At 68.0% G+C, this 25,025-nt stretch carries 22 protein-coding genes; 11 read left to right on the top strand and 11 right to left on the bottom strand.

The window, feature by feature from the left end; translation table 11 throughout:
- Positions 1-58: 58 nt before the first annotated feature.
- From MNO14_RS08145 to MNO14_RS08125, 5 genes are all read right to left on the bottom strand, one after another.
- Positions 59-1,354 carry a replication-associated recombination protein A gene (locus MNO14_RS08145; RefSeq protein WP_241946301.1) on the bottom strand — a complete coding sequence of 432 codons (1,296 nt, stop codon included), beginning with the start codon at positions 1,352-1,354 and terminating at the stop codon, positions 59-61.
- Between the two features lie 165 nt (positions 1,355-1,519).
- Positions 1,520-2,152: an outer membrane lipoprotein chaperone LolA gene (gene lolA / locus MNO14_RS08140; RefSeq protein ID WP_241946176.1), complete on the bottom strand. Its 633-nt coding sequence runs from the start codon at positions 2,150-2,152 to the stop codon at positions 1,520-1,522.
- 291 nt (positions 2,153-2,443) lie between these two features.
- Entirely contained in the window at positions 2,444-2,968 is a 525-nt protein-coding gene (locus tag MNO14_RS08135) for a hypothetical protein (RefSeq protein WP_241946175.1), read from the bottom strand.
- Positions 2,969-3,023: 55 nt separating this feature from the next.
- Positions 3,024-3,572: a hypothetical protein gene (locus tag MNO14_RS08130; protein ID WP_241946174.1), complete on the bottom strand. Its 549-nt coding sequence runs from the start codon at positions 3,570-3,572 to the stop codon at positions 3,024-3,026.
- A 201-nt stretch (positions 3,573-3,773) separates the two neighbouring features.
- Entirely contained in the window at positions 3,774-6,149 is a 2,376-nt protein-coding gene (locus MNO14_RS08125) for a DNA translocase FtsK (RefSeq protein WP_241946173.1), read from the bottom strand.
- A gap of 254 nt (positions 6,150-6,403) precedes the next feature.
- Here MNO14_RS08125 and trxB point away from each other — a divergent pair, with 254 nt between their 5' ends.
- The 4 genes from trxB to infA all read left to right on the top strand — a co-directional run bounded on the left by trxB (position 6,404) and on the right by infA (position 10,066).
- Positions 6,404-7,366 carry a thioredoxin-disulfide reductase gene (gene trxB / locus MNO14_RS08120; RefSeq protein ID WP_241946172.1) on the top strand — a complete coding sequence of 321 codons (963 nt, stop codon included), beginning with the start codon at positions 6,404-6,406 and terminating at the stop codon, positions 7,364-7,366.
- A 140-nt stretch (positions 7,367-7,506) separates the two neighbouring features.
- Positions 7,507-8,640, top strand: a complete 1,134-nt coding sequence (locus MNO14_RS08115; protein ID WP_241946171.1) for a GNAT family N-acetyltransferase — start codon at positions 7,507-7,509, stop codon at positions 8,638-8,640.
- The gene (gene aat, locus MNO14_RS08110; RefSeq protein WP_241946300.1) at positions 8,637-9,404 is read left to right on the top strand and encodes a leucyl/phenylalanyl-tRNA--protein transferase; all 768 of its coding nucleotides are present in this window, start codon (positions 8,637-8,639) and stop codon (positions 9,402-9,404) included. The genes MNO14_RS08115 and aat overlap by 4 nt, the downstream gene beginning before the upstream one ends.
- Positions 9,405-9,847: 443 nt before the next feature.
- Complete coding sequence (gene infA / locus MNO14_RS08105) at positions 9,848-10,066, top strand: translation initiation factor IF-1 (protein WP_047138142.1); 219 nt, start codon at positions 9,848-9,850, stop codon at positions 10,064-10,066.
- A 108-nt stretch (positions 10,067-10,174) separates the two neighbouring features.
- On the opposite strand, the gene clpA is transcribed toward infA, so the two are convergent.
- Positions 10,175-12,454, bottom strand: a complete 2,280-nt coding sequence (gene clpA, locus MNO14_RS08100) for an ATP-dependent Clp protease ATP-binding subunit ClpA (RefSeq protein ID WP_241946170.1) — start codon at positions 12,452-12,454, stop codon at positions 10,175-10,177.
- A gap of 90 nt (positions 12,455-12,544) precedes the next feature.
- A complete protein-coding gene (gene clpS, locus MNO14_RS08095) occupies positions 12,545-12,865 on the bottom strand; it encodes an ATP-dependent Clp protease adapter ClpS (protein ID WP_183426927.1) in 321 nt (106 codons plus the stop codon).
- Positions 12,866-13,063: 198 nt separating this feature from the next.
- Between clpS and MNO14_RS08090 the strand changes: the two genes are divergently transcribed.
- From MNO14_RS08090 to MNO14_RS08070, 5 genes are all read left to right on the top strand, one after another.
- Positions 13,064-13,534 carry an NUDIX hydrolase gene (locus MNO14_RS08090; RefSeq protein WP_241946169.1) on the top strand — a complete coding sequence of 157 codons (471 nt, stop codon included), beginning with the start codon at positions 13,064-13,066 and terminating at the stop codon, positions 13,532-13,534.
- The gene (mnmA, locus tag MNO14_RS08085; RefSeq protein WP_241946168.1) at positions 13,531-14,694 is read left to right on the top strand and encodes a tRNA 2-thiouridine(34) synthase MnmA; all 1,164 of its coding nucleotides are present in this window, start codon (positions 13,531-13,533) and stop codon (positions 14,692-14,694) included. The genes MNO14_RS08090 and mnmA overlap by 4 nt, the downstream gene beginning before the upstream one ends.
- Positions 14,691-15,302 (top strand): high frequency lysogenization protein HflD, encoded by a 612-nt coding sequence (hflD, locus tag MNO14_RS08080; RefSeq protein WP_241946167.1) that lies wholly within the window; start codon positions 14,691-14,693, stop codon positions 15,300-15,302. Before mnmA ends, hflD begins: the two co-directional genes overlap by 4 nt.
- A 104-nt stretch (positions 15,303-15,406) precedes the next feature.
- Complete coding sequence (locus MNO14_RS08075) at positions 15,407-16,600, top strand: methyl-accepting chemotaxis protein (RefSeq protein ID WP_241946166.1); 1,194 nt, start codon at positions 15,407-15,409, stop codon at positions 16,598-16,600.
- Between the two features lies 1 nt (position 16,601).
- Positions 16,602-16,856, top strand: a complete 255-nt coding sequence (locus MNO14_RS08070; RefSeq protein WP_241946165.1) for a hypothetical protein — start codon at positions 16,602-16,604, stop codon at positions 16,854-16,856.
- A 258-nt stretch (positions 16,857-17,114) separates the two neighbouring features.
- Here MNO14_RS08070 and MNO14_RS08065 read toward each other — a convergent pair whose 3' ends face one another.
- On the bottom strand, positions 17,115-19,859 hold the full coding sequence (locus MNO14_RS08065) for a GGDEF domain-containing phosphodiesterase (protein ID WP_241946164.1): 2,745 nt from the start codon (positions 19,857-19,859) through the stop codon (positions 17,115-17,117).
- 200 nt (positions 19,860-20,059) lie between these two features.
- Between MNO14_RS08065 and MNO14_RS08060 the strand changes: the two genes are divergently transcribed.
- Both MNO14_RS08060 and MNO14_RS08055 read left to right on the top strand, forming a co-directional pair.
- A complete protein-coding gene (locus tag MNO14_RS08060; RefSeq protein ID WP_241946163.1) occupies positions 20,060-21,325 on the top strand; it encodes a sensor histidine kinase in 1,266 nt (421 codons plus the stop codon).
- 29 nt (positions 21,326-21,354) lie between these two features.
- Positions 21,355-23,064 (top strand): EAL domain-containing protein, encoded by a 1,710-nt coding sequence (locus MNO14_RS08055; RefSeq protein ID WP_241946162.1) that lies wholly within the window; start codon positions 21,355-21,357, stop codon positions 23,062-23,064.
- Positions 23,065-23,082: 18 nt separating this feature from the next.
- Here the strand turns inward: MNO14_RS08055 and MNO14_RS08050 are convergent, their stop codons facing one another.
- The 3 genes from MNO14_RS08050 to flgM all read right to left on the bottom strand — a co-directional run bounded on the left by MNO14_RS08050 (position 23,083) and on the right by flgM (position 25,005).
- Positions 23,083-24,252, bottom strand: coding sequence for an ATP-binding protein (locus MNO14_RS08050; protein WP_241946161.1), 1,170 nt, complete (start codon positions 24,250-24,252; stop codon positions 23,083-23,085).
- A 95-nt stretch (positions 24,253-24,347) separates the two neighbouring features.
- Positions 24,348-24,683 carry a flagellar protein FlgN gene (locus tag MNO14_RS08045; protein WP_241946160.1) on the bottom strand — a complete coding sequence of 112 codons (336 nt, stop codon included), beginning with the start codon at positions 24,681-24,683 and terminating at the stop codon, positions 24,348-24,350.
- A gap of 4 nt (positions 24,684-24,687) precedes the next feature.
- Positions 24,688-25,005 (bottom strand): flagellar biosynthesis anti-sigma factor FlgM, encoded by a 318-nt coding sequence (gene flgM / locus MNO14_RS08040; protein WP_241946159.1) that lies wholly within the window; start codon positions 25,003-25,005, stop codon positions 24,688-24,690.
- Positions 25,006-25,025 lie beyond the last annotated feature (20 nt).

The following is a 25,025-nucleotide window of genomic DNA, read 5'->3' as shown; positions in this document are numbered from 1 at the left end:
CCTCCGGCCGATCCGCGTCGGGCTGGCCCGCGGGTCCAGATCGGGGTTTGCCGCGGCGTCAGTCGTCGCGCGCGCCGCGGGCCGCCTCGCGCGCGGCGCGCAGCTGGTCGAGTTTGTCCTTGAGCTTGATCTCCAGGCCACGGGCCACGGGCTGGTAATAGATCCGCTCGCCCATCGCATCCGGAAAGCCGGTCTGATCGAGCGCGATGCCGCCTTCGGCATCGTGGTCGTACTGGTAGCCGGTGCCGTAGCCGAGTTCCTTCATCAGCTTGGTCGGCGCGTTGCGGATGTGCATCGGCACCTCCTGGGTGCCGTACTCGCGCACGTCGCGCTTGGCCTGGTTGAAGGCCATGTACGCGGCGTTCGACTTGGCGGTGCTGGCGAGATAGATCGCCACCTGCGCCAGGGCCAGGTCGCCTTCGGGGCTGCCGAGCCGGTCGAAGGTATTCCAGGCATCGATCGCCATCTGCAGCGCCCGCGGGTCGGCCAGGCCGATGTCCTCGACCGCCATCCGGGTCAAGCGCCGGGCGAGATAGCCGGGGTCGCAGCCGCCGTCGAGCATGCGTGCCAGCCAGTACAGCGCGGCATCGGGATTGGAGCTGCGCACCGATTTGTGCAGCGCCGAGATCTGGTCGTAGAACTGCTCGCCGCCCTTGTCGAAGCGGCGGGTGCGGTCGGCCAGGACCTGCTCGATCGTGTCGGCGGTGACCTCCCCGCCCTCGCCCGCCAGTTCCGCGGCAATCTCCAGCAGCGTCAGCGCCCTGCGCACGTCGCCATCGGCGGCCACCGCGATCAGCCGCAGCAGGTCGTCGGCGATGTGCAGCGCGCGGTCACCCAGGCCGCGTTCGGGGTCGGCGAGCGCGCGGCGCAGGGCATCCAGGATGTCGTCGGGCGAGACCGCCTCCATGACATGTACGCGGCAGCGCGAGAGCAGCGCGGAGTTGAGCTCGAACGAGGGGTTCTCGGTGGTCGCGCCGACGAACACGATGGTGCCGCGCTCGATATGCGGCAGGAACGCGTCCTGCTGGGTCTTGTTGAAGCGGTGCACCTCGTCGACGAACAGCACCGTGCGCCGGCCGCCGTCGAAGCGATGCGCGGCTTCGGCCAGCACCTGGCGGACTTCGGGCAGGCCCGACAGCACGGCCGAGATCGCCTTGAACTCGGCGTCGGCATAACGCGCCAGCAGCAATGCGAGGGTGGTCTTGCCGCAGCCCGGCGGCCCCCACAGCACCATCGAGTGCACCTTGCCGGCCTCGACCGCGGTGCGCAGCGCGGTGCCCTCGGCGAGCAGGCGACGCTGGCCGACCATTTCGTCGAGGGTCGCCGGGCGCATGCGCTCGGCGAGCGGACGCATGGCGCTGCGGTCGACCTGGAGCAGGTCGCCGGTCAGGGAGGCGGACGACTTGGCGGAACGGGACACGAGGCAGAGGCGCGGGACAGAGGACGGGCCGTCACGATAGCAAGCCGCCGTCGCAACCCGTGCGACGGCGGCATCGATCAGCCGATAGGACGGAGCGAACTATTCGTCGCCACCAACCACGTCGACCCCGGCCGGCGGCGTATAGCGGAAGGTCGAGGCGGCGAACGTGGGATTGCGCTTCCAGCCGCTGAAGCCGATGGTCGTGCGCTGTCCGAGGCTGTCGAGGATCTCCATCCGCGCCAGGCCTCCGTCGGCGCCGAAGCCCAGCTGTGCGTTCTCGAACGCGGCGCCGTCGGCCTGCTTGGGCCGCAGTTGCAGCCACGACAGGCCGTCGCGCTCGCCCGCCGGTTCGACGACGAAGTCGCGGTCGAGCCGCGAGGGGTCGATCAGCGCCGCCAGCGGGCTGTCCTGCTCCTCGCTGCCCTGCGAACGGCGCGTGACCTGCTGCAGGTCGGGGTCGTAGACCCAGACGGTCCTGCCGTCGGCGACGATCAGCTGTGGGTACGGCTTGACGTACTCCCAGCGGAACAGGCGCGGCGCCGACAGCGCCACGGTGCCGCTCGCGCTTTCCTTGACGCGGCCATTGCCGTCGGCGACTTGCTGCGTGAACTGCCCCTCCAGCCCCTTGAGGCCACGGGTGAACGCGTCGAGCTGGGCGCGCGCGTCGGCGGACGCACCGATAGGCAACAGCAGAGTGACGGTGAAGGCTGCAGTGAGCAAGACACGGCGCATAACATAGGTTCGTAGAAGCGAGAAAACTCGGGACGGGCGTAGTGTGCTCGTAGCCGGCTGAACGGGTCTAGCTTTTAGGTATCGACCGGTCGACCAAGCCTTGTACATCTCGGATGATTCGACCGGGCCCGGCGGTTCCCGATGGCCCGTCAGGGCCCTGCGGGAGCGCTGAACACACTTTTCTCCCTTGGCTGTTGCATGGCAGGACATGGACGGCCTCCTACTCTCGTCCTCTAACGAGAACGTACATGCGCGCCTGGCCAGTTACTGAAAGTGAAGGCTCGCCAGGGGTCAACCCGTAGCTGCCACGAAGATCCACAACTGGCGATCAGCCCCCCAGTAGCTGCTGCCGGCATATACCCCGTGATCGCCGTCGCCATCTCTATCGTTGGCTGCCTTCAAATAAAGACCGCTAGAAGACTGAATCGTGCAAAGATTATCGCCACCATCGACAGTGGTTATTCTAAAAACATTCCGATCGCCTTTGGATCCGTCGTCATAATCGGTGTTGTGCCCCCAGATCCGGTAATCCCCATCGCCGTCCTTCTGCCCCCCCATGAACAGAAACCCCTTGGAACTCGAACTGTTCTGAAAAGTGAAGTGCGCACCGTCATCGCCCTTCGATATCAGCCTCCACAAAAATCGATCATCATTACGGTCGCCTTCATGCACATAAGCCTTTCTGTCGTTATCCCCGTCGGTAGCCCCGCCCAACTTCAAGTATGCGCCGAAACCATGATTGATGATGAAATACACACCTGCATCTGAAAGTTCGGAAGGCGGTATGGCGCGCGACACAAGCTCGTCCTTGCTCATAGTAAACTCCGTTGAATTTCAGTTTCCAATTATTTAAACAGCAGACCTAAATAGTTCAATCCTTCATCTTGTTCCACAACGCGCGACAGTCGCTTGATCTTCCATCCCACCATTGGATGCCGCAAATCGTCTTGAGGTCCTCGTGCTGATAAGAGGGCGTTCCGTTGGGGCCTAGCAAGTAAGCTCGATAGGTGATGTCAACCCCGGATTCGCGGATGTTCACCAGTATCTGGTAATAATCCACCCGCTGCTTTCCCGGGGTTATGTCATTCTTCGGGCGGTCGAACCCAAGAATAGGCGCCACGCTCACGCATCGCTCGATGCGTTTGGGATCTTCGCTAATGATGAAGGCGCTGCCGAACGCGTCCTCCCTGTCGTCAGGTATGTGGAGTTCATTGTGCTGGGTCGAATCAAATACGACTTCGTCATCGCGATAGAAGAACTCGCCCTTCCCGTAATAGAGATAATACTTCTTACGTGGAAACGTATCGGAGCGCAGTGTTATTCTGACATTTTTATCAAAGTTCACGTAATTCTTCAGTGTGAACCCTAGTAAATCTGACAATATCTTGAGGACGTCCGGCGCGATCTGCATGAAGTGCATGACAAATTCCTTTTTTAAGTACGTCATCCAGGACAACACGCATCAATGCTGGGAACCCGCCGTCTCAATCAAAATTGAGCCTATCGATTCGCTAGATTCCCTCGCAGGCCTTCTATCGCGAAAAGATTGCGCTGTCAAGTTGAAAATCCGATGCGGGCGGAATGCGTCCTTCCCCCATGCGTTCGCGACTCGCTTGCAAGTCTATTTCGGCGGCGGTGGTGCGAGGACGCTGCGGTCGCCATTGTGCTCGGGCGGGCTGACCACGCCGGCCATCTCCATCGCCTCGACCAGACGCGCGGCGCGGTTGTAGCCGATCTTGAGCCGACGCTGCACGCCGGAGATCGACGCGCGGCGGGTCTCGGTGACGATCTTGACCGCCTCGTCGTACAGCGGGTCGCTCTCGTCGCCGCCACCACCACTGGCTTCCGGCAGACCGGTCGCGCCGACCACGGTGCCGTCGCCCATCGTCTGCACCTCGTCGAGCACGCCTTCGATGTACTCAGCCTTGCCGCTCTGCTTGAGATGCTCGACCACACGGTGCACTTCTTCGTCGGACACGAACGCGCCGTGCACGCGCTCGGGCATCGCGGTGCCCGGCGGCAGGTACAGCATGTCGCCGTTGCCGAGCAGTGTCTCCGCGCCCGACTGGTCGAGGATCGTGCGCGAGTCGATCTTCGAGCTGACCTGGAACGCGATGCGGGTCGGGATGTTGGCCTTGATCAGGCCGGTGATGACGTCCACCGACGGACGCTGCGTGGCCAGGATCAGATGAATGCCGGCCGCGCGGGCCTTCTGCGCTAGGCGTGCGATGAGTTCTTCGACCTTCTTGCCGACGATCATCATCATGTCGGCGAATTCGTCGATGAAGATGACGATGTAGGGCAGCGGCTCAAGCAGCTCGGCGACCTCCCCGCTCTCGGGGTTGGGCCTGAACAGCGGATCGGACAGCGGCTGGCCGGCGTCCTGCGCGTCGCGGACCTTCTTGTTGAAGCCCGCGAGGTTGCGCACGCCCACCGCGCTCATCAGCTTGTAGCGGCGTTCCATCTCGGCCACGCACCAACGCAGGCCGTTGGCGGCCTCCTTCATGTCGGTGACGACCGGGGCGAGCAGGTGCGGAATCCCCTCGTAGACGCTCAGCTCGAGCATCTTCGGATCGATCATCAGCATCCGCAGGTCCTTCGGCGATGCCTTGAACAGCAGACTGAACACCATCGAATTGACCGCGACCGACTTACCCGAGCCCGTGGTGCCGGCGACCAGCAGGTGCGGCATGCGCGCCAGGTCGGCGACGACCGGATTGCCGCTGATGCCTTTGCCCAGCGCCAACGTCAGCGGGCTGGCCGACTTGTCGTATTCCTTCGAATCGAGCAGTTCGGTGAGATAGATCATCTCCCGACGCACGTTGGGGATTTCCAAGCCGATCACCGACTTGCCGGGAATCACGTCGACCACGCGCACGGCCTTGACCGACAGACCGCGGGCGATGTCCTTGTCGAGCGAGCTGATCTGGCTGACCTTGACGCCCGGCGCGGGCTCCATTTCGAAGCGTGTGATTACCGGGCCCGGCTGGGCCTCCTTGACCTCGACGTCGATGCGGAAGTCCTTGAGCTTGAACTCGATCTGCCGCGACAGCGTATCGAGCGTCGCCTCGTCGTAGCCGCTGGGCTGCGGCTTGGGCGGGTCGAGCAACGACAGCGGCGGCACGTCCGAACCCCCGGCATTGACGCCCTGGAACATCGGGATTTGCTGTTCACGCTTGGCACGCTCGCTCTTCTCGACCACCGGCGGCACCACCGGCGCTTCGATCTTGACCGGCGCGCGCTTGGCGCGCAGTTCGGTCTCGATCTTGCGCGCCTCGGTACGCTCCTCGCGATGCTCGCGCGCGGCCTTCCACTCGGTCGCCTGCTGGCTGCTCCGGCGCAGCAGCGGCGGCAACTTCAGGATCCAGCCGCCGATGCGATCCATCAGCGCGAACCACGACAGGCCGGTCGCCAGCGTCACCGACACCAGAAACAGCGCGATCAGGAACAGGTTGCCGCCGACCTGGCCGAAGGCACCCGACAGCGAGCGCCCGACCAGCCGTCCGAGGATGCCACCGCCGCCAGCCGGGTAACCGGCCAGCACGTCGAACCGCAGCGCCAGCAAGCCCGCGGCCGAGATCAAAAAGCCGACGATGCCGACCAGCCGCAGCGCGGGGCCGAAGTCGGCGCGACTTTCGCTGCCTGCGTCCATGCCGAACAGCGCGATCCAGGCGACCGCACCGAGGATCGGTGGCAGCAGGTAGGCCATCAGTCCGCACAACTGCAGCAGGATGTCGGCCGTCCAGGCGCCGACCGGTCCGCCGACGTTGTGGATCTCGGTCGCCACCACCCCACCCTGCGTCGACCAGCTCGGATCGGTGTGCGAATAGGTGACCAGGCACGCCAGCAGATACAGCAGCAGCGGCGCGGTGACGATCAGGGCGATGTCGCGCAGCAGCCGTTGGCGCCGCGGATTGGGCGCAGCGGCGGTCGCCTTCGCGGTGGCCGTTTCGGCGCCGCGGGCGCGCTTGACGCGATCTGTGAGCGGACGTGCCACCGTGGGTAATTACCTGAGGAATTCGATACAGGTTGTTGATATTACGCCAAGACCGGGCCGGCTGCAGCGCGACTTCGGACCTCGGCCGCGCGCGCCTTGCGCGCATCCGGGGCCAGCGCCGGCCTGCAGCGGCATGCGGCGCGGCGGCGGACGCAGCGTTGCGCGCGCCAGCCTCCAGCGCGCCTTGTCTTGCTGGGGGCGGGACGCCAAGCTATGTGCCACACGCGCCGCAGTGCGATCAACCGCGAGTTTACATGAGCTCTTCGAACGGCCCCCGCCACATCCGTCTGCTGATCCTGGGCTCCGGGCCCGCCGGCTGGACCGCCGCCGTCTACGCGGCGCGCGCCAACCTCAAGCCGGTCGTCGTCACCGGCATGCAGATGGGTGGCCAGCTGATGACCACCACCGAAGTCGACAACTGGCCGGGCGATGCCCACGGCCTGCTCGGCCCGGACCTGATGGCGCGCATGCAGGCGCACGCCGAGCGCTTCGACACCGAGGTCGTGTTCGACCACATCCATACCGCCGACCTGTCGCAGCGTCCGTTCCGGCTGAAGGGCGACAGCGGCGAGTACACCTGCGATGCGCTGATCATCGCGACCGGCGCGACCGCCAAGTACCTGGGCCTGCCATCGGAGGAGGCCTTCAAGGGCCGCGGCGTGTCGGCCTGCGCCACCTGCGACGGCTTTTTCTACAAGGACCAGGACGTGGCGGTGGTCGGCGGCGGCAACACCGCGGTCGAGGAAGCGCTGTACCTGTCCAACATCGTCCGCAAGGTCTACCTGGTGCACCGCCGCGACACGCTGCGCGCCGAAAAGATCATGCAGGACAAGCTGTTTGCGAAGATCCAGGCCGGCAAGATCGAGCCGGTCTGGCACCACACGGTCGACGAGGTGCTGGGCAACGACGCCGGCGTGACCGGGCTGCGGGTGAAATCGGTGCATGACGGCGCAACCCGCGATCTCGATGTGCACGGCTTCTTCGTCGCGATCGGCCACACGCCGAACACGACCCTGTTCGAGGGCCAGTTGGCGATGAATAACGGCTACCTCGAGATCCGGTCGGGCATCGATGGCAACGCGACCGCGACCAATGTGCCGGGCGTGTTCGCCGCCGGCGACGTCACCGACCAGCACTATCGTCAGGCGATCACCTCGGCGGGCTTCGGCTGCATGGCCGCACTCGATGCCGAACGCTTCCTCGACCAGCAGGGCTGATCGCAGCCGGGTCGTGCAGGCGGACGCGCGCGGCGCGGCGCGCTGCCTGCCATGAGCTTCGAACAAGGCCCCATCCACGCGATGGGCGTTGAGCGCGGCCGCGCGGTGCCACCGGTTGCAACGGCCAGGACCTGCCGCCCATGAGCACGCTGCGCATCGTACGCCGCCTCGACGCGGTCGCCGCGGAGGATTGGGACGCGCTGTTGGACGATGGCAATCCCTTCGTGGCGCACGCCTTTCTCGCTGGCCTGGAATCGGAAGGCTGTCTGCGCGAGGACTGGGGCTGGCGCCCGCACCATCTGACTCTGTGGGACGACGAAACACTGGTCGCGGCGGCGCCGGCCTATCTGAAGGCCAACTCCCATGGCGAGTTCGTCTTCGATCACGCCTGGGCGCACGCGTATGCCCGTCACGGCCTGGACTACTTCCCCAAGCTGTTGTGTGCAGTGCCCTACTCGCCGGTGACCGGGCCTCGGTTACTGGCGCGCACATCTGCGGCGAAAGCCGCGCTGCTCGCGGCGATGCGCGCCCAGGTCGATGCCGCGCAACTGTCGTCGGCGCACGTGAACTTCCACGCAGACAGCGAGGCCATCGCCTTCGACGATGACTGGCTGCCGCGGATCGATGTGCAGTACCACTGGCGCAATCCCGGCGACTGGGCGACGTTTGACGATTACCTCGGCGCGATGGACCACAAGCACCGCAAGAACATCCGCCAGGAACGCGCCAAGGTCGCGCGCGCCGGTGTCGCCTTCCGGGTGCTCCACGGCGATGAGGCCAGTGATGACGACCTGGCGACGATGCATGATTTCTACCTGCAGACCTTCGCCGAGTACGGCAACTCGCCGGCACTGACGCTGGACTTCCTGCGCCACTTGGCGCGCACGATGCCGCGGCAGCTGGTGCTGGTGTTCGCCGACCTGGCCGGCGTGCCGGTCGCCGGCGCACTGTGCCTGCGCGGCGGCGACACGCTGTACGGCCGCTACTGGGGGGCGCGCATCACCCTGCCCGGCCTGCACTTCGAAACCTGCTACTACCAGGGCATCGCCTATTGCCTGCGCGAGGGCCTGGCCTGCTTCGAGCCCGGCGCGCAGGGCGAGCACAAGCTCGCGCGCGGGTTCCTGCCGACGGTCGTGCACAGTCGACATTGGATCGCCGACGCGCGGTTCCGCGAGGCGCTGCGCGACTGGTGCGCGCAGGAAGCCGAAGCGATCCGCGGCTACGCCTCCTCGCTGGGTGCGAATGGTCCCTTCCGCGCGGACGCGCTGCGCTGAGCCTGCACCTGCCGCGGCTGGACGACGACCCGTTGGCGCCGTTTCCGCCGGTGGCCTCGGCCCTGCGCCGTCCGGACGGCCTGCTGGCCTTCGGCGGCGACCTGTCGGTGGCCCGACTGGCCAATGCGTATCGGCAGGGCATCTTTCCTTGGTATTCCCAGGGCCAGCCAATCCTGTGGTGGTCGCCCGACCCGCGCACGGTATTCGAGACCGCGACGTTCGCCCTGCCGCGGCGCTTCGCCCGGCAACTGCGGCGCAGCGACTGGCAGGTCCGCGCCGATACCGCGTTCGAGGCGGTCGTCGCGGCCTGCGCGTCGGCGCCGCGCCCTGGCCAGGACGGGACCTGGATCACCGACGCCATGCAGGCCGCCTACGCCGCGCTGCACCGCGCGGGCCTGGCCCACAGCATCGAGGTCTTTGCCGGCGACCGGCTGGTCGGCGGCGTCTACGGGGTCGCGATCGGGCGGATGTTCTTCGGCGAGAGCATGTTCAGCGAGGTTTCCGGCGGCTCCAAGCTCGCCCTCGGTGCTCTCGCCCGACAGCTCCATCGCTGGCAGATGCCGCTGATCGACGCCCAGGTCGGCAACCCGCACCTCGAGGCGCTGGGCGCTGCGCACTGGCCCAGACCACGGTTCGCCGAGGCGATCGCCGCGCTGGTCGAACAACCGCCACCGGTCGCCGGCGCCTGGACGCAGGCGTTCGGCGTCCAGCCTGCCGCGACGTTCGCCGAACGCGCGGCCGAGACTGCTGCCGGGACACCCTGAGCCCCGCCCCGACCTCCGGACTGGTGAACAAAAGGCAGTCGCCGAACGAACCCGGCAGCGAACTGGGCGTCGGTGACCGTGTCGAGCGCGCCCTGGGTGAGCCCGCTTCCGCTTGCCTGCCCGCAAAAACCGGGGTCAGAGTGCAATTTCGCGAGACGAAATTGCACTCTGACCCCGGTTTTGAGAGAAGTCGTGATCCTGTTCGCGAATGCCTCGCGTGCGTCGCCGGGTCGGACCGCGGAGCGGGCTGACCGAGCCGGGAGCAGTCCTTGGCTGGCGCGATGCGGTGTCCGGAGCCGAGTGTTCGATCGAGCAGCGACGGGACGCCGGGGGACGCCGGATGGAAACGCGGCTTTTTGCATCGGCGCGGCGGCCGTGCCACAATACCCGACTTTGCCGGCGCGGCTTCAGCGCGGCTCCCTAACGACGAGTACCCAACACGAATGGCGAAAGACGACGTCATCGAATTCGAAGGCTCAGTCTCCGAGACGCTCCCGAACACCATGTTCCGCGTCAAGCTTGAGAACGGCCACGAAATCATTGCGCATATCTCCGGACGCATGCGCAAGAACTACATCCGCATCTTGACCGGCGACCGGGTCAAGGTCGAGATGACGCCCTACGACCTCACCAAGGGTCGCATCACCTACCGCATGAAGTAAGCGACACGCTCCCAAGCGACGCGCTCTGTCGCTGGACGACGAAAAGGCAGCCAACGGCTGCCTTTTCGCGTTGCGCGCGCCACCGGCGAACCGGGGACGACGCGCCCATCACTCCACGGTCGCGGTGAGCAGGCGCTCGGGCTCGGCGAAGGTCTGCACCGTCAGCTCGCCATCCTCGACGTCGACCACCACGCGGCCACCGCCCATCAGCTTGCCGAACAGCAACTCGTCGGCGAGGCGGCGCTTGATCTTGTCCTGGATCACACGCGACATCGGCCGTGCCCCCATCTGCGGATCGAAGCCGTGCTGGGCCAGCCAGTCGCGCGCAGCCGGTGTGGCACTGAGCGTGACGTCCTTCTCGTGCAGCTGGCTCTCCAACTCGATCATGAACTTGTCGACCACGCGCAGGATGTGGTCCAGGCCCAACGACTGGAACTGCACGATCGCGTCGAGCCGGTTGCGGAACTCCGGCGAGAAGCTCTTGCGGATCACTTCCATCGCGTCGCTGCTGTGGTCCTGGCGCGTGAAGCCGATCGACCGGCGCGAGGCCTGGGTGGCGCCGGCATTGGTCGTCATCACCACGATCACGTTGCGGAAATTCGCCTCGCGGCCGTTGGTGTCGGTCAGCACGCCGCGGTCCATGACCTGAAGCAGGATATTGAAAATGTCCGGATGCGCCTTCTCGACCTCGTCGAGCAGCAGCACGCAGTGCGGCGTCTTGACGATCTTCTCGGTCAGCAGCCCGCCCTGGTCGAAACCGACGTAGCCCGGAGGCGCGCCGATCAAGCGGCTGATCGAATGCGCCTCCATGTACTCGGACATGTCGAAGCGCACCAGCTCGATGCCCAGCTGCAGCGCCAGCTGCCGCGTGACCTCGGTCTTGCCCACGCCGGTGGGACCGGCGAACAGGAAGTTGCCGATCGGCTTGTCGGGATCGCCCAGGCCCGAACGAGCCAGCTTGATCGCAGACGTCAGCGTCTCGATCGCCGGATCCTGGCCGAAGATCACCATCTTCAGGTTGCGCTCGAGGTGCTCGAGCACGTCCTTGTCGGTCGCGCTGACCTGCTTGGCCGGGATGCGCGCCATCTTGGCGACGATCGTCTCGACCTCCTCGACATCGATCAGCGCCTTGCGCACGCCTTCGGGCAGTAGCCGCTGGCGCGCACCGGCCTCGTCGATCACGTCGATCGCCTTGTCGGGCAGCAGCCGGTCGGCGATGTGCTTGACCGACAGGTCGACCGCCGCCTGCAACGCGTCGTCGGCGTAGGTCACGTCGTGGTGGGCCTCGTACTTGGGCTTGAGGCCGAGCAGGATCTGATAGGCCTCTCCCACCGTCGGCTCGACGATGTCGATCTTCTGGAAGCGCCGGGCGAGCGCACGGTCCTTCTCGAAGATGCCGCGGTACTCCTGGAATGTGGTCGAGCCGATGCAGCGCAGATCGCCCGACGACAGCGCCGGCTTGATCAGGTTCGAGGCGTCCATCGTGCCGCCCGACGCCGAACCGGCGCCGATGATGGTGTGGATCTCGTCGATGAACAGAATCGCACCGGGGTGCTTCTTGATCGCTGAAAGCACCGCCTTCAGGCGCTTCTCGAAATCGCCGCGATACTTGGTGCCGGCGACCAGCGCGCCGAGGTCGAGCGAATAGATCGTCGCCTCGCTCAGCACCTCGGGCACCTCGCCGTCGACGATGCGCTTGGCCAGGCCTTCGGCGATCGCGGTCTTGCCCACGCCGGCTTCGCCGACGTAGAGCGGGTTGTTCTTGCGACGGCGGCACAGTACCTGGATCGTGCGCTCGACCTCCTCGGCCCGGCCCACCAGCGGATCGATGCGTCCCTCGCGCGCAGCGGCGTTGAGGTCGCTGGCGAACTCGGCGAGGGCGTCGCCCTTGGCCTCGCCCTCGCCGCCTGTGCCCGCGACGCCGTCCTCGTGCGCGCTCTCGGGCTCTTCGCCGCCGGTCTTGGCGATGCCGTGCGACAGATAGTTGACGACATCCAGCCGGGTCACGTCCTGCTGGTTGAGGTAGTAGACCGCGTGCGAGTCCTTCTCGCCGAAGATCGCCACCAGCACGTTGGCGCCGGTGACCTCCTTCTTGCCCGAGGATTGGACGTGATAAACGGCGCGCTGCAGGACCCGCTGAAAGCCCAGCGTGGGCTGGGTGTCGCGGGTGTCCTCATCGGCGAGCTTGGTCACCGACGTCAGGATGGCCTGTTCCAAATCGCCGCGCAGGCGCCCGAAATCGGCACCGGTGGCCTTGAGCACCGACTCCGCCGATGGGTTCTCGAGCAGGGCCAGCAGCAGGTGTTCGACCGTCATGTACTCGTCGCGGGCCTCGCGGGCGCGCTTGTAGCACTGGCCGATCGTGAACTCGAGATCTTTGCTGAACATGGGGCGGGGCCTCCGGAATCACTGCAACCCTGAGTGGGGGCCCGGACCCGGCTTTTCCATCCCTGCCCCGGTCCTGTCAGCCGGCTCTTATTAGGCCTTCTCCATCGTGCACAGCAAGGGGTGAAGGTTCAGTCTTGCGTATTCGTTCACCTGTGCGACCTTCGACTCGGCGACCTCGCGGCTGTAGACCCCGCACACGCCACGACCGCGAGTATGGACGTGCAGCATGACCTGGGTGGCGCGCTCGATGTCGAGCGCGAAGAACCGGGTCAGGATCTCGACGACGAAATCCATCGGCGTGTAGTCGTCATTGAGCAGCAGCACCGAGTACAGCGGTGGTGGCGCCACTTCGGGCCTGCTGGTCTCCACGATGGTGCCGTGGTCGTGCTCGTGCTGGTGTCTGCGGCTCATGACGCAATTATAAGCGCCGGCGATGGACGCGTCGGGAGCACCGGGGGGACAATGCCGCGAGTCCCCCGACCCGATTCCCATGCACCTTCGCTTCCCTCCCTGCCCCTCCCCTGCCCCTGCGCGCGTTGCGCCCGGCGGGCTCGTGGCCAGTTGCCGGCCGCGCGCGGCCGCGACGCGACCCGTTGCCGAGGCGGTTCGGTGAGCGGGCGCTTCTGGCAGCCTGATGTCACCGTGGCCAGCGTCGTGTTCGATGCCGGCCGGGTGCTGTGCGTGGAGGAGCGGGTCGACGGACGCCTGGTGCTCAACCAGCCGGCGGGCCATCTCGAGCCCGACGAGGCGCTGGTCGATGCGGCGGTGCGCGAGACGCTCGAGGAGTCGGGCTGGACCGTCGAGCCGACTGCGCTGATCGGCCTGTACCAGTGGAAATCCCCACCGCGCCCCGGCGAGGCCGATGGCCGCCACTTTATCCGCGTGGCCGTGGTTGCCCGACCGCTGGCGCACGACCCGGATCGCGTGCTCGATGACGGCATCGTCCAGGCGCTGTGGCTCACGCCCGAGGCCCTGCGCGCCGAGGCCGCACGTCACCGCAGCCCGCTGGTCTGGCAGGTCGTCGCCGACTGTCTGGCCGGACAGCGTCAGCCGCTGTCGCTGCTGCGCCAGCTGCGATGAGCGCGCCGGAGGTTGTCGTCGGCCTGTCGGGCGGGGTCGATTCATCGGTCGCCGCGCTGCTGCTGCGCGATGCGGGCACCCCGGTGGCCGGTCTGTTCATGCAGAACTGGGCCGACGACGACACCCAGGACGGCAGCGGCGGTTGCCGCGCCGAGGACGATCGCCGCGATGCGGTCGCCGTAGCGGGCCGTCTCGGTCTGCCGATCCATTTCCGCGACTTTTCGCGCGAATATTGGGACGGTGTGTTCGCCCACTTCATCGCCGAGTACGCGGCCGGACGCACGCCCAACCCCGACGTGCTGTGCAACCGCGAGATCAAGTTCCGGCATTTCCTCGATGCGGCGCACGCGCTGGGCGCGAGCCGAATCGCGACCGGCCACTACGCCCGCGTGGGACACGACGGCACCGGCTGGCAATTACTGCGCGCCCATGACCGCAGCAAGGACCAAACCTACTTCCTGCACCAATTGGGCCAGGCGCAATTGGCCGCGACGCTGTTCCCGCTTGGCGACCTGCCCAAGTCGCAGGTCCGCGAGATCGCCCGTGCCCATGGCCTGGCGACCGCCGAGAAGAAGGACTCGACCGGCATCTGCTTCATCGGCGAACGCGACTTCCGCAGTTTTCTCGCGCGCTACGTGCCTGCCCGCGAGGGCGAGATCCAGACGCCCGACGGGCGCGTGGTCGGCCGGCATCCGGGGGTGTTCTTCTTCACCCTCGGCCAGCGCGAGGGCCTGCAACTGGGCGGCGTGCGCGGCTTCGCCGCCGCGCCCTGGTACGTCGTCGACAAACGCGTCCACGACAACGTGCTGGTGGTCGACCAGCAGCGTGACAGCCCCTGGCTGATGTCGCAGACCACCTTGACTGCGCAGGCGCACTGGATCGCGGGCGCGCCACCGGCCGACCGCTTCGTGGCCAGCGCGCAGACCCGCTACCGCCAGCCCGACGAAGCCTGCGAGGTCGAGGTGCGCGACGACGGCACCTTATCGGTGCGCTTTGCGCAGCCGCAACGCGCGGTCACACCCGGCCAGTCGCTGGTGCTCTACGACGGCGAGCGCTGCCTGGGGGGCGCGGTCATCGAGGCGACCGACGCACCGACGAGCGCCGCCGAGGCCGCAGCAAGCGGGCCGGATCGCGCCGCAGACGCTAGACTTGTCCGATGAGCGATTCCTTCGACGATCGGGTGCTCGCGCTCGCCGCGCTCGCCCAAGCCCTCCAGCAAGTCCGCACCACCGCCGAGTCCGGCCAGTCGCGCGGCGACGCGGCGCAGACGGTCATCGACAGCGTCTTCCGCATCGATGCCGATTCGGTGGCCGATGTCTACGGCGGCGTGCCGCGGCTGCAGCCCGGGCTGCGCCTGCTGCGCGACATCCTCACCCGCCAGCCCCACGACGAGGGCGTGCCGAAGCTCGCGATGTCGGTGATGCGGCTCGAACGGCGGTTCTCGGCCGAGCCCGACGTCATCGACGCGGTGAGCGCCGGCCTGCGCCGGATCGCGCCGCAGGCCGCGTCGCTGGGCGCCGCCCATCCCGACGTGCTGCACGCGCTGGGCGCGCTGTACGCCGACACGATCAGCCAGTTGCGGCCGCGGGTCATGGTCCAGGGCGCACCGCACTACCTGGGCCAGGCCAGCGTGGTCGCCGAAATCCGCGCGCTGCTGCTGGCGGCGGTGCGCGCGACCGTGCTGTGGCGCCAGCTCGGCGGCTCCCAGTGGGATCTGCTGTTCTCTCGCAGCCGCATGCTCGAATCGATCGCACGGCGCGTGCCCTGAGCGCCGCACCGCAGGCGCCGATGCGCATGCGGGTGTCAGGGGCCGGCTAAAGGCCGGGCGCCAGGTGCCGATACCGGGAGCGTGAGAACCTCCCTGAGAGCGCCATGTACGCACGCATCCTGATCCGCCTCGCCGCGCCGTTGTCGCTGACCCTGCTCCTGCCGCTGGCGTTCGCGCTCGGTTGGGCGGCGCCTGCGCGATGGGCGATCCTGCTGACCCTCACCGCCAGCTGGCTGGCCGTGGGCCTCTGGCTGCTGCGCCGCGAAACCCGGCGCTCGCCCGAACAGGTGCGCGTGCTCAAGGAGCAGGATCATTTGCTGACCGAGCTGCGCCAGTTCGTCGGCGCGGAGATCGAGGGCTCGCGGGTCGAGATCGAGCGGGCGCGCGAGTTGATCCGGCAGGCGGTCAGCGCCCTGGGCAGCAGCTTCGACGCGATGAACCGCAAGTCCCGTCAGCAGGCGCAGGCGATGGGACGGCTGCTCGACCACACCGGTGACCAGGACGGCATGGGCGGGGCCGATGTCGCCCGCTTCGCCCAGCATGCCAGCCAGCGCATGGAGCAGTTGGTCGAGGCGCTGGAGCAGGTCAGCGGCCAGAGCGTGACCACCGTGTCGCACATCGACGAGATGGCCGGGCACCTGGACGGCATCTTTGCGCTACTCGAGGACGTCAAGTCGATTGCCGACCAGACCAACTTGCTCGCGCTCAACGCCGCGATCGAAGCCGCCCGCGCCGGTGAGGCTGGCCGGGGCTTTGCGGTGGTCGCCGACGAGGTGCGCAACCTGTCCGAACGCTCGACCGCGTTCAACGAACAGATCCGCAAGCTGGCGCATTCGTCGAAGGAGTCCATCGCCAAGGTCCGCGACACGGTCTCCAACATGGCCTCGCGCGACCTGGACCGCTCGCGCGACGCGCGCGCCGAGGCGGCAGGCATGCTGACCCAGGTGGCCGCGATCAACCGTTCGCTCGGCGACGGCATGCGCGAGATCTCCGAATGCGGCCGCGCGATCGATTCGAGCGTCGGCGACGCCGTGCGGGCCTTGCAGTTCGAGGACATCGCGACCCAGGCCCTGGGTGGCGTCCACGCCCACCTCGAGCGGCTGAGCGCGATCAACCGCGAAGCGATCGATCTGCAGGAGATCCTGCATCGCAACGGCGGCGCACTCGACGAGGAAATGATGCGGGCGCTGCAACGGATCGGACAGCGCCTGCGCGAATCACGCTCGACCTGGGAAAAGCCGCCGCACAAGCCGGTTGCGCAGGAGAGCATGGGCGCAGGAACCGTCGAGCTGTTCTGAGTTGGAACGGCGCTCGGCCAACAGCGCACCTCCGCAGGCCCCGGCGACGACCGGGGCCTGCGTGCTGCCGCGCCCGAGCGCACCGGCCGATGCCACCGTCAGCCGGATCCCGGCCGACCTGCTGCAGCGGCTGGAAGCCGCTGCGCACGAAGAACTGCGCGATCTGCTCGACCGCGCCCCCCAGTCGCCAGCACACCCCCCTGCGCCCGACCCGGTCGAGGCCAGCATCGCCTGGGACCTGGCCGCCGGCTACTGAGCGCCGCGCTGCGCGACGCGGATGGGCGCGCCGCCGAGTGGCGGTTCTCTCGCGGACGCATTCCGTGTGTCGGCATCCAAACTCGAAGGTCGACACGCCGCGCCAGTGACGCGCCCTCGCCCGCACGCCGGATCGCTTCTCGCCGATGGCGTGCCTGTCTCGTTCTCGACACGACGCCTTGCAAAACCGGGGTCAGAGTGCAATTTTGCGAGTCGAAATTGCACTCTGACCCCGGTTTTCGCGCGCCCGGCGGCTGGGTCAGCGCGCTGTGGCGCCGTCGACGGCCTGGTGATGCGCGAGCAGCCAGCGCGCCATCTCGCGCGGCGGCAGCGGGCGCGAGTACAGGTACCCCTGGACCTCGTCGCAGCCATACTCGAGCAACAGGCGCTCGTCCTCCATCGACTCCACGCCCTCGGCCAGCACCTGCATGCGCAGCGCCTTGCCCAGATGGATGATCGCGCGGGCGACCTCGACCGCACGCCGCGAACCTCCGAGTTCGGAGATGAAGCTGCGGTCGATCTTGAGCCGCCCCACCGGGAAGCGGCTCAGATAGCTCAGACTCGAGAACCCGGTCCCGAAGTCGTCGATGGCCAGCGCCACACCGGCGCCCACCAACATGTCGAAGCAGGCCCGCAAGGCCTCGGTGTCGTGCAACAGCGCCGATTCGGTCAATTCGAGTTCCAGTCGGGCCGGCGGCCAGCCCGCCTCGGCGCAAGCGGCGAGCACCCGGCTGGCGAATGCGGTATCGCGCAGTTGCACGGCCGAGACATTGATCGACATGCGGCCGAACGCAATGCCGGCCGCCTCCCACGCAGCCGCTTGGCGACAGGCCTCGCGCAGCACCCAATCGCCGATCGCGGCGATGTCGCCGGTTGCCTCGGCGATGCCGATGAACTCGTCCGGCGGGCAGACCCCGAGCTCCGGGTGCTGCCAGCGCAGCAGCGCCTCGACGCCCGAGACACTGCGGCGCGCGATATCGACCAGCGGCTGGTAGGCGAGCGTGAATTCCTCGTGCTCGAGCGCACCGCGCAGCGCGTGCTCGACATCCAGCCGCCGCCGGGCGAGCCGCCAGGCGTCGGGGCTATAGAACTCGACCCGATTGCGTCCGCCTTGGCGCGCACCATGCAACGCGACACCGGCGGCACGCAGCAGTTCGTCGAAGCCCACACCCGCAGGCCGCACGGCGATGCCGGCACTGATGCCGAAGCGCAAGATCTCGCCGCCGACCGGCACCGGATCCGAGAGCCCGGCGACGATCCGCTGCGCACTGCTGGCGACATCGTGACGGCTTTCGCCCTGCTGCAGCAGCACCACGAACTCGTCGGCACCCACACGCCCGAACAGGTCGCCGGCGTCGACCAGCATGTGAAGCCGGGTGGCGATGGCCTTGAGTACGACGTCGCCGGCCGCATGGCCGTGCGCCTCGTTGATGCCGCCGAAGCCGGCGACATCGAGCAGCAACAGCGCCTGGTAGGCGCCCGCGTTGGCGACCAGCGCCGCCTCGATGTCCTGGCGCAACCGGGTGCGGTTGGGCAGGCCGGTCAGCGCGTCGAAATGCGCCAGACGCTCGATGCGTTCGCTGGCCGCGCGCTCGCGGGAGATGTCGCGGAACAGCACCAGCCAGCGCGCCGGTCGGCCGTCCCCCGACTCGTAGTCGACCACCGCCTGGGTCCAGACCTGCGCGCCGTCGGGCCGATAGAAGCACAGCTCGATGGTCTGGGTGGGCGCGCCGCCCGCAGTGCGGCTCATCGCCACCTGCAGGATCTCGCGCGATTCGGTGGTGTAGTGGCGCAGCAGTTCGTCGAGCGCCAGCGATTCTTCCTCGCGGCCGTGCAGGCCGGCGCATTCGCCGGTCCAGTGCAGACGACGGGTGGCGGCGTCGACTTCGCAGCCGCCGATGCGGCCGAGCTCGGCGACGCGTCGCAGCAAGTCGCCGCGCCGGTGCGCCTCGGCGTCGGCATACCGTTGCCGGGTGACGTCCTGGACCTGTGCCAGCACCCGCGCCGGCAATCCGCTCTCGTGTTCGTCGCCGCTGGGCGAGGCCCAGATCTGCAGGTGCGCCGGGCCGGCGACGCTGTCGACCACGAGGTCGAAATGCGCGGGCTTGGCGCATTCGCGCAGGCAGCGCCAGCTGGTGCGCAGCGCTGGGAACTGCACGCGCGGGATCCGCCGCAGCCACACGCGCAACGAACCGCCCTCGCCCACGCCCAACAACTGCCGCAGCTCGGGCGCGCTGTGCACCAGGCCCGAGGCCGGGGCCCAACTCCAGCTCGACATGCCGGCCAGGCGCTGGGTGTCCTCGACCAGGCGCCGCTGCTCGCGCAGGCGTTGCTCCAGCCGCTTCTGGTCGTCGATGACGGTCAGCGTGCCGGCCATCTTCAGCGGCACGCGCTGGGCGTCGCGGGCGATGATGCGGCCGCTGTCGCGCACCCAGCGCCAGCCGGCGGCGGGCTGCAGGCAGCGGTACTCGCACAGATAGGCCGATTCGCGCCCGGCCAGATACGCACCGATCGTCTCGCGCATCCGCCCGCGGTCTTCAGGATGCACGCGGCGGCTCATCTCCTCGAACGACAGCGGCGCGCCATCGCGATGACCGACGAGCGCATGCCAGGTCCCGGAGCCGCGCAACTGGTCGTGGCGCACGTCCCAGAGCCACAGCGCGTGCCCGCCCGCCTCGGCCGCCTCCAGCCAGTCTTCGACATCCTCCGACAGGCTCACGCTCAGCGAGAACGCGATCGGCCCGGCGCCGTCCACCGATATCGCGCGCAGCCGGCCGTACAGCGGGGCGTCGGGTCCCGGCAGTTCGCAGGCGATCGCGTGCTCGCCGTCGAGCAATCGCGCATAGAGCAGTGACAGGGACGGCGCGTGCAGTTCCACCAGACGGTCCAGACCCCGCCGCCGGGCAGCCGGGTTGGCGACCAGGCAGCGCCCGCCGCGGTCGAGCAGCAACAACCCGTCGGACAGCGGGTGATCGAGAAGACTCGAGATGACGCCGGCATCCATCTGGACCGCTTCGCTCCGTGTCGGCTTGGTAGGTCGCGGATCGCGACTTGGCTCACCGTCCGTTAGCGGCGACCGTGGGACGAAATTGAGCGCTGTCAAAAACAGCCCGGTAGACTCGTGGGCGAACGATGTACGGGGCAGTCGATCAAATGGGGTCGGGAAACAGGAACGTCCGCGCCGCGCGGCGCCAGGACGAGGCGTTGCGTCGCCGATTCGCCGCATTCGGTCGCCGCGTCTGGCTGGGTTGCCTGCTCGGCGGGCTGGCGTGGCTCGCAGTCTGCGCCGTGCTGCCCGCGTCGCTGCCCGCTGCTGGACCGTTTGACGGCCGGCTGCTGGTCGCCGCGCTGCTGCTGATTCCGGCGACCGGCCTGCCCGGCTGGTGGCTGCGACGCCAGGCCGACACCCTGGTCCGAGACCACGCGCGCGCGTTGGCCGGCGCCCGGCGTATCGAGCGCGACCGGGAACTGCGCGACCTGCTGGAGCGATTGCCCGACGGCACGCTGCTGGTCACTGGCGGCCAGGTCCGCCACGCCAATGCCGCCTGTGCGGCCGCGTTCGGCTACCCCGGCTCGATGACCGGCGTCGCCGTCGCGACGCTGGTCGCAGACGAGGACCGGGCGGCATTCGATGCGCTGCTCTCCGATCCCGAGCACATGAGCGCCGCCTTGGCCCCGCGCATGCGGCGACAGGACGCGACCGGCTTTCGTGCCTCGCTGACCGCCAGCCGCACGCGCTATGAAGACACCGAGTGCGTGCTGGTGGTATTGCGCGACCTGAGCGAGGTGGAGCGGATGCGCGATGCCCTGGCCGCCAGCAACGCCGAACTGCGCGCGCTCGCGGCGCGCATGTTCACGCTGCAGGAAGACGAGCGACGCGCGATCTCGCGCGAGTTGCACGACGATGTCGGGCAATCGGTCACCGCGATGAAGCTGGCCGCCGGCAGCGCCTTGGTCGAGACCGACGCGCTGCGCCGCCGCGACGACCTGGAGGACATCGCGACGCTGGCCGATGCGACCATCGAGCGCTTGCGCGACATTTCGGTGCTGCTGCGTCCGCCGCAGCTCGACGCGCTGGGTCTGGAAGCCGCGCTGCGCGCACACGCGGAGCGGCAGCTGCGCAACGCCGCCCTGCAGGCCGAGGTCGAGGTCGCGACGTTGGCGCGCCGGCCGGCCCGCGAGGTCGAGCAGGCGTGTTTTCGGATCGCGCAGGAAGCGCTGACCAACATCGTCCGGCACGCGCGGGCGAGCCGGGTCGCATTGCGGCTGTACGAAGATGCCGGCGCGTTGTGCCTGCATGTCGGCGACGACGGCGTCGGCTTTCCCGACGCCACACCGAAAGGGCTGGGCCTGGTGATCATGCGCGAACGTGCGCAAAGCGTCGGCGGCCACCTGGACGCGGCCTCATCGCGCACCGGCGGCACCCGGATCGAGGCGCGGCTGCCCTACGACGTGCAGGCGGCGCCGTGACCGCGGCGGCCAGCCGGTAGAATTCCACGATGCCGCTTCTCTCTGCGCCACTGGAACGTCTGGGTGCCGGCCACCCTGCCCTGGCGCGGATGATCCGCGACGCCAGGACCCGCGGCGGCGCGCTGGCGGTGCTGCATGTGGACATCGACCACTTCGTCTCGGTGAACCAGAACATGGGCGCGGACGTCGGCGACGCTGCGCTCGAGGCGGTCGGCGCTCGACTGCAGGCCAGCCTGGGCGAACAGGGCACGGTGTGGCGCCACGGCAGCGACGAGTTCGTCGTCGCCGCCTGGCTCCCCGACGACGCCCCGGCCTCGGCGCAGACACTGGCTGAAGCCCTGGTCGAGGAGATCGAGCGTCCGCTCGAAGTCCTGCCTTACACGCTCTTCCTCGATGCCAAGGTCGGCGTGAGCCTGTGCCCGCAGCACGGCACCGAGCCCTCAATCCTGCTGCAACTGGCCGAGAACGCTGTGCGCCGGGCCTCGCATGCGGTCTACGAACACGTCCAACTGCACAGCAATGCGGCTGCCGATCGCAGCCAGGGCGAGAACGGCATCGGTCGGCAGATTCTCGAGGCGCTGCCCAATGGCGAATTCCGGCTGCGTTACCAACCCAAGATCAGCGCCCGCGACGGGCGCGTGATCGGCATGGAGGCGCTGCTGCGCTGGCAGTCGCCGACACTCGGCCTGCTGCTCCCCGAACGCTTCCTGCCGACCGCCGAGCGGATCGGCGCGATCCTGCAGATCGGCAACTGGATGCTCGATCGCGTGGTCGCGCAGATCCGCGCCTGGCGCGAGCAGGGCTTCGACGATTTCTTCGTCGGCATGAACGTCACCACGCAGCAGTTGCTCGATCCGGCGTTCGTCGACCGACTGCTGGGCCGCATGCAGCAGGCCGGCCTGCCGACCTCGTCGCTGGTGCTCGAGCTCAACGAGCGGGCGCTGGGGGCGAACATCGATGTCGTCCATCGCGCGGTCTCGACGCTACGCCACGAAGGCATCGGGGTCACGCTCGACAACTTCGGCACGGGCGACGCCAGCCTGGGCGCGCTGGTGCGCTATCCGGCCGATATCCTCAAGATCGACCGCAGTTTCATCAACGCCGCGCCTGCGGGCAGCCGCGAAACCGCGATCGTCCGCGCGCTGATCGCGATGGGCCACCAGTTGGGCATGAAGGTGATCGCCAACGGTGTGGAGACCGAAGCCCAGCTCGGCTTCCTGCGCCGGGCCGACTGCGACTACTTCCAGGGGTATCTGTTCGGCGAGCCGATGAGCGCCGAGACCGCGGGCCAGGCGCTGCGTCGCCGCTATCTGCGTCCGGAACTGTTCACTGCGACCAAATCGCATCGCACGCTGCTGCTCGTCGATGACGAGGAGAACGTGCTGCGGGCGTTGGTGCGGCTGTTCCGCCGCGACGGTTACCGGATCCTGGCCGCCGGCAACGTGCGCGATGCGTTCGGCCTGCTGGCGACCAACGAGGTGCAGGTGATTCTGTCCGACCAGCGCATGTCGGAGATGGACGGCACCGAGTTCCTGGGCCGGGTGAAGATGCTCTATCCCGACACCATCCGCCTGGTGCTCTCGGGCTACACCGACCTGGCCACGGTGACCGAGGCGATCAACCGCGGTGCGATCTACCGGTTCTTGACCAAACCCTGGGATGACAACGTGCTGCGCGACCACATCCGCCAAGCGTTCAGGACCTACGACATGCAGAGTGGGCGCGACAGCGCAGAGTGAGCGCAGCGCCAGGCTGACTCAGGCGTGTGCGCCCGGCTGACGCACCGGCAGTACGATGCGGAATCGGCTGCCGGCGCCCGGCGTACTGTCGACCTCGATCCGGCCGTGGTGCTTGGCGACGATGCCGTAGGAGATCGACAGACCCAAGCCCGTGCCCTTGCCCACCGGCTTGGTGGTGAAGAACGGATCGAAGATCCGCTGCAGCATCTCGGCCGGAATGCCGTTGCCGGTATCGGCGATCTCCACCCAGACCTCCTCGCCGTCGTGCCCGGTGCGCACGGCGATGGTGCCTTGGGTTTCGATCGCCTGCCCGGCGTTAAGCAGCAGGTTCATGAACACCTGATTGAGCTCGGACTGCAGGCACTCGACCATCGGCAGCGTGCCGTAGTCCTTCTCCAGCGTGGCCTTGTAGCGCAGTTCGTTCCAGACGATGTTGATCGTCGATTCGAGGCCGGCGTGGAGATCGGCCAGACGCCAGGCGTGCTCGCGGTCCGAGCGCGAGAAGTCACGCAGGTCGCGGACGATACGCGTGACCCGCTCGATGCCCTGGCGCGACTCGGTCAACAGTTGCGGCAGGTCGCGGCTGATGAAGTCGATGTCCAGGCGTTCGCGGGTGGCGTCGATCTCCGCGCGCATCGCCTGCGGGTCGTCGGTCCGCAGCGCGCGTTCGTAGACGTCGATCAGCGCGAACAGGTTGCCGACGTACTCCTGCAGGCTGCCGAGATTGGAGTGCACGTAGCCGATCGGGTTGTTGATTTCGTGCGCGACGCCGGCCGCCAACTGGCCGATCGAGGCCAGCTTTTCGGCCTGCAGCAGTTGCTCCTGCGCCGCATTGAAGCGGACGTTGAGCTCGCGGTGGCGCTGTAGCAATTCGTCGTCGCCCCGCCGCGGCCGGGCCGGATCCTGCAGCACCAGCAGATAGCGCCCGTCATCGGCTGCCAGCCGATACAGGCGCGCGGCGACCTGGATACCTTCGCCGAAGGCGATCTGGTCGCGCCAGCGGCCGATGGTCTCGGCCTGCTCCAGCGCCTGCGCCGGCAGCAACGCATCAAGCCGGCACGCGTCGTCGGCCCAGGTCGGATGCAGGCGTTGCAAGGCATCGCCGGTGGGGTTGGCATAAAGCAGGCGACCGTCGCCGCCGTAGAGGTAGACGCCCTCCTCGATACAGGACAGGACCGAAGTGGGCATGGTCGGAGGCGGTGCGGCGACAGGATCGGAAATCGGAGGCACTGCAAAGAGCCGGCTACGGACGCCCGGCGATTCTAACCGGAGGCGGCGAGCGCTTAGGCGACCGCGAGCTCGCGGCTGCGGCAATCGCGCTCGGCGCGGCCCTGTGCGTCGTAGCCGGGCAGGCTTTCGGTGCGGCCGAGATGCCGAAGCGCCCAGTTCACCTCACGGCGGCGGCGGGCAAGCAGCGCGCCGTTGGCGCGATTGAGTTCGCTCAGTTCGGCCAGCGGACCGGCCAGTTCGCCAGCCGGGCAGCGCTCGAGCTCGCGCAGCGCGACGATCTTGTCCTGGGTCGAGCGCATCAGCGCGCCGACATCGTGGCAGATCAGCGCCTCGCGTTCGTCGGCGAGCGCGCTCGCAAGACGGGCCAGGCTGTCCTGTGCCGCCGTCATCGGATCAGCCGTCCAGGCGGGCGTCGAGATCGAGCATCCGCGAGGCGATCGCCTCGGCGTCGACGCGGTAGCTGCCCGAGGCGATCGCCTCGCGCAAGGCCTGGACGCGCGGCTCATCGAACGCCGGCCGCGTCGAGAGGTCGCGCTGCAACGCCTGCAGGCCGGTCGCCTCGCCGGTCAGGCGCAGGCTGTCACCGGCCGTGGCGCTGGCGGCTTCGACCGCCTTGTCGCGGCTGTCACCGGCGCGGGCCACCTGGGCGCCGGCCACGGACGCGGCACTGCGGACGGTCGGCGACTGGAGTCCATCGATCTTGTGGGTCATGGCAGGGATCCTGACACGAA

The sequence above is a fragment of the Luteimonas sp. S4-F44 genome, assembly GCF_022637415.1.
Lineage (GTDB): Bacteria > Pseudomonadota > Gammaproteobacteria > Xanthomonadales > Xanthomonadaceae > Luteimonas.
This window is presented reverse-complemented; position numbering and strand designations above follow the sequence as displayed.